Annotated in this window: 4 protein-coding genes; all 4 read left to right on the top strand. The window is 69.4% G+C overall.

Going from position 1 to position 5,217, the window contains the following annotated elements; translation table 11 throughout:
- Positions 1-1,483: peptide MFS transporter (locus V7E09_RS13885; RefSeq protein WP_324511542.1), on the top strand; the 1,483-nt coding region annotated here is incomplete at its 5' end.
- Positions 1,484-1,569: 86 nt separating this feature from the next.
- Complete coding sequence (locus V7E09_RS13880; RefSeq protein WP_324511543.1) at positions 1,570-2,040, top strand: hypothetical protein; 471 nt, start codon at positions 1,570-1,572, stop codon at positions 2,038-2,040.
- A gap of 167 nt (positions 2,041-2,207) precedes the next feature.
- Complete coding sequence (locus tag V7E09_RS13875; protein ID WP_324511544.1) at positions 2,208-4,331, top strand: DEAD/DEAH box helicase; 2,124 nt, start codon at positions 2,208-2,210, stop codon at positions 4,329-4,331.
- Positions 4,332-4,390: 59 nt separating this feature from the next.
- A partial coding sequence (locus tag V7E09_RS13870; protein ID WP_324523567.1) for a ribose-phosphate diphosphokinase occupies positions 4,391-5,217 on the top strand: 827 nt, incomplete at its 3' end.

The following is a 5,217-nucleotide window of genomic DNA, read 5'->3' as shown; positions in this document are numbered from 1 at the left end:
CCATCAGCTCAGGACACGCCCTCCTCCAAAACCCACCACTCCACGGGACTCACACCGATTCTCCTACTACGGGATGCGTGCCATCCTGCTGTATTTCCTCGTCGACACGTTCGCCAACGGCGGGCTCGGGCTACCGGAGTCGACGGGGCAGGCGGTCGTCGCCACCTACGGTGCCGCCGTCTACCTGCTGGCCATCCCCGGCGGGTTCATCGCCGATCGGCTGATCGGGCCCTGGCGGGCGACGCTGTGGGGCGGCGTCATCATCATGGGCGGCCACATCTGCCTGTCGCTGCCCACCGTCCCGACGGCCTGGCTCGGGATCTGCCTGGTCGCCCTCGGCACCGGCTTCATCAAGCCGAACCTGTCCACCATGGTGGGGGAGCTGTACGACGAGGAGGATCCGCGACGCGACGCCGGGTTCCAGATCTTCTACATGTCGATCAACATCGGCAGCTTCTTCTCCCCGCTCGTGGTCGCGTTCCTGCGCTCGCAGTGGGGCTACCACGCGGGCTTCGCGGCCGCGGCCGTCGGCATGGCCGCGGCGCTGGCGGCGTTCCTCGTCGGACGCAAGGCGCTGCACGGCATCGGCGCCCAGGTGCCCGACCCGCTGACCGCGCAGGGACGCCGGCGCCTCGGCCTGGTCAGCATCGGCATCGTGGTCGGCGCGGGTCTGCTGTTCCTGCTCTACAACGCGCTGGAGGGGGACGCGCCGTCGGCGATCGTCGACACCGTGGCCACGATCTCGATCGGCGCATCCGTCGGCTACTTCGCCGTCATGCTGCGCAGCCCGCGCGTCACGGCGGCGGAACGCAGCCACGTCAAGGCCTACATCCCCTTGTGGTTCGGGGCCATGTTGTTCTTCATGATCTTCGAGCAGGCAGCCGGGAAGATGGCGACGTTCGCCGCCAACAACACCCAGCTCACCGTGGGGTCCCTCACCCTCGATCCGGCGCTGTACCAGTCGATCAACCCGCTCGGCATCGTGATCCTCGCGCCGATCATCGGCGCCTTCTTCACCGCCCGCGCCGGACGCTTCCCGAACACCGCGGCCAAGTTCGCCTTCGCCGTCGCGCTGATCGGTCTGTCGGCCATCGCCATGGGCGGGGCGTTCGCCGCGTGGCCCGGGGGCACGTCCCTGGCGCCGTTCTACATCCTCGCGCTCGTCTTCCTGCTGCAGACCGTGGCCGAATTGTTCCTCTCCCCGGTGGGGTTGTCAGCGACGACCCTCCTGGCGCCGAAGGCCTTCGCGAGCCAGGCGATGGCGCTGTGGTTCCTCGCCACCTCGGCCGGGCAGGGCGTCGCAGCCCTGTCCATCAAGGCGATGGCGGGACTGAGCGATGCCACCTATTACTACGTGCTGGGCGGAGTGACGCTGGTGTGCGCGGTCGCGTTGTTCGCGCTGGTGCCGTGGACCCAACGCAAGATGGCCGACATCGAGGAGATGAAGCGGCGGGCTGCCGAGGAGGCTCGGGCGTCGGCCTGACCGGCTAGGGTCGCTCACGCCTGGGCCGTCGGCCGGGCGGGCGCTCGCCGCGGCGACGACCGCAACACCACCTGAGGACAACAGCGATGACCCTGATCGCCCTGGTGATGATGATTCTGCTCGGCGTCGCCGTGCTCGTCGCAGTCGGCGCCATCCTCGCGCGTCGCGGCCTGCCCCGCGCACCGCGTGTCACCCCACAGCAGATCGCGGCGGCGGGCCCTCAGGTGTTCGATGCCCAGTTCTGGCGTCCCGGCGGTCGCGCCGTCCTGTCCGGGTTCGGACGCCTCACCGTGTCGGGCGACACGCTCGCGTTCCAGCCCCAGGACGCGGGCGGTGCCCCGTTCGTGGTCAGCGTCCGGGCGGTGCATGCCCGAGCGCTGGAGGGTGGCGTGGACGGCTCCTTGTGGTTGTGGACGCCCGAGACGGGGGATCTGCACGGCGTCGTCAGCCGCGACTACCTGGATCGCCTGGGCAGCCAGGGCCCGACGGGGCTCAGGGAGCTGCGGGCGACCGCCGAACTCATCGAGGTGATGCGCGCCCTCGGGGGGCGGGTCTGACCGCGGATCCCGTGCTCCGGAGCCGGTCGATCGGGCCGTGACCGCAGCCTCGGATCCGGGTTCGTGGCGTCCCGTTGTCCCTCGGCACGGGGCGTCGGGAAGCCGAACCTGACGCCTCCCGGCGGGCTGGGTCGTGCTGAGCACCCCTCAGCGACTACCGTTCTCACGTGACTGACCAGCCTGCGCCCGACGCCGTCCTGCCGAACGAGCCCTCCGCCGACCTCCCTGAGGCCGACCTTTCCGGCGCCGCGGGCGAGGAAGGCGTCGCCGTCGAGCCCACGGACGCGCCGCTCGTCGAGTCCGACGAGGCCGCCACCGAGGAGGTGCCCGCGGAGGCCTTCGCCGACGCTGCGGCTGCGGAGGTGCCCGTCGAGGAAGCGCCCCTCGATGAGGTGCCTGTCGAGGAAGCCCCCCTCGAGGAAGGTTCCGCCGACGCACCTCAGCCCGAGGAGCCGTCCGCGGCGGAGCCCGCGGTGCCGGAGCCCGAAGACGTTGCCACCGTCGGGCCCGTCGACGAGTTCGCGGCGCTCGGCCTGGAGCCGAAGATCCTCAAGGCGCTGAAGGATCTGGGCTACGAGAAGCCCTCCCCGATTCAGGCCGAGACCATCCCGGCGCTGCTGGCGGGCCGTGACGTCGTCGGACTCGCCCAGACCGGCACCGGCAAGACGGCCGCGTTCGCGCTGCCGATCCTGCAGCGGCTCGAACGCAAGCACAAGCATCCTCAGGCCCTCGTGCTCGCCCCGACCCGTGAGCTCGCGCTCCAGGTCAGCGAGGCCTTCGAAACCTACGCCGCCCACCTGAAGGTGCGGCTGCTGCCCGTGTACGGCGGGCAGGGCTACGGCGTCCAGTTGGCGGCCCTCGCGCGCGGCGTCGACGTCGTCGTGGGCACGCCCGGCCGCGTCATCGACCACCTGGAGCGCGGCACGCTCGACCTGTCCGAGCTCCGATTCCTCGTCCTGGACGAGGCCGACGAAATGCTCAACATGGGCTTCGCCGAGGACGTCGAGAAGATCCTCGCCGACACCCCCTCGGACAAGCAGGTTGCGCTCTTCTCGGCGACGATGCCCCGGCAGATCCGCTCGCTGGCCAGCACCTACCTGGTCGACCCGCTGGAGATCGTCGTCAAGGGCAAGACGGCCACCGCCACCAACGTGTCGCACCGCTACGCGGTCGTCTCCTACCCGCGCAAGCTCGACGCCCTCACGCGCATCCTCGAGGTCGAGGACTTCGACGGCATGATCGTGTTCGTCCGCACCAAGAACGAGACCGAGTTGCTCGCCGAGAAGCTGCGGGCCCGCGGCTGGTCGGCGGCCGCCATCAACGGGGACCTCGCGCAGGCGGCCCGTGAGCGCACCATCGGCCAGCTCAAGACCGGCAAGCTCGACATCCTCGTCGCCACCGATGTCGCGGCCCGCGGCCTGGACGTCGACCGGATCAGCCACGTCGTCAACTACGACATCCCGATCGACACCGAAAGCTACGTGCACCGTGTCGGCCGCACCGGGCGCGCCGGACGCAGCGGCGACGCCATCTCGTTCATCACCCCCCGCGAACGCCACCAGCTGCGCAACATCGAACGGGTGACGGGGCAGACCCTCACCGCCATGCAGCTCCCCAGTGTCGACGACATCAACGCGACGCGGCTGTCTCGCTTCGATGAGGCCATCACCGCAGCCCTCGGCAACGATGAGCGGATCGACTTCTTCCGCGACGTCGTCAACCACTACGTGAACGAGTTCGATGTTCCCGAGGTGGACGTGGCGGCTGCTCTCGCCGCCGTCATGCAGGGCGAAGAACCGCTGCTGCTGGACGCCAAGGCCGACTTCGCACCCGAGCAGTTCCGGGGCGGCCGCAAGGACCGGGAGGATCGCGATGACCGCTCCTCCGGGCGTGACGACCGTTCCGGTCGCGGGGATCGGCCGCGCCGCGCCGGCGGCGACGGCAACTTGTCGACCTACCGGATCTCGGTGGGGCGCCGTCAGCATGTGACCCCGCGCCAGATCGTCGGCGCGCTGGCCAATGAGGGCGGGCTGGGGCGTGAGGATTTCGGCCGGATCGACATTCGCGCCGATCATTCGCTCGTCGACCTGCCCACGCACCTGTCCGACGAGGTGCAGCGCAAGCTGGCCCGGACGCGGATCTCCGGCCAGCTCATCGAGCTGCGTCCCGACCAGGGTGGTCCCCGCCACGACAAGGGCGGCAAGGGTAAAGGCCGGGGTGACTGGTCGGAGCGCGGCGGTCGTGGAGACCGTGAGCACGGTGGCCGGGAGCGTCGCGACAAGCGCTACTGAGTCGTCGCGGATATAGTTCAGCGGGTCATCGTCTTCGACCAGGGAAGCTTTGCGCACACATGAACGAGATTGCGGTTTTCGCCGGTAGCGCCGGGGTGGAGTTCGCCACCGAGATGTGCGCCGAACTCGGCGTCGAACTCAAACCGTCCCGCATCCAACGCTTCGCCAACGACTGCCTCGAGGCGCAACTGCTGACGAACTGCCGTCAGCGCGATGTGTTCATCGTGCAGCCGCTGGTCGCTCCGGTCCAGGAGAACCTGATGGAGCTGCTGCTGATGATCGACGCCGCGCGCGGCGCGTCGGCCGGGCGCATCACGGCGGTGATCCCGCACTACTCGTACGCGCGTTCCGACAAGAAGGACGCCCCCCGCATCTCGATCGGCGGACGGCTCGTCGCCGACCTGCTGAAGTCCTCCGGCGCCGACCGCGTCCTGACGATGACGCTGCACTCCCCGCAGGTGCAGGCGTTCTTCCGCGTCCCGGTGGATCAGCTTCACGCGCTCAACGAGCTGGCCGAGCACTTCCGCCGCGACGATCTCTCGAACACCATCGTGGTGTCGCCCGACCTGGGCAACGCCAAGACGGCCACGACGTTCTCGCGGATGCTGGGCACCCCGGTCGCGGCGGGCGCCAAGCAGCGGTTCGAGAACGACCAGGTGCGGATCACGAGCATGATCGGCGACGTCACGGGCAAGGACGTCATCGTCCTCGACGACGAGATCGCTAACGGGTCCACCATCTTGGAGGTGCTGCGCCTGCTGGCCGATGAGGGTGTCGAGTCGGTCAAGGTGGCGTGTACCCACGGCATCTTGTCGAATGGGGCGGTCCAGCGGATCGCGTCCGTCCCGGCGGTCACCGAGATCGTGTGCACGAACACGGTCCCGAT

The organism is Propioniciclava sp., from assembly GCF_036744435.1.
Lineage (GTDB): Bacteria > Actinomycetota > Actinomycetes > Propionibacteriales > Propionibacteriaceae > Propioniciclava.
This window is presented reverse-complemented; position numbering and strand designations above follow the sequence as displayed.

Coding starts and splice junctions, on each gene's coding strand:
- V7E09_RS13880 (WP_324511543.1), top strand. CDS start 1,570: ATGACCCTGATCGCCCTGGTGATGATGATTCTGCTCGGCGTCGCCGTG.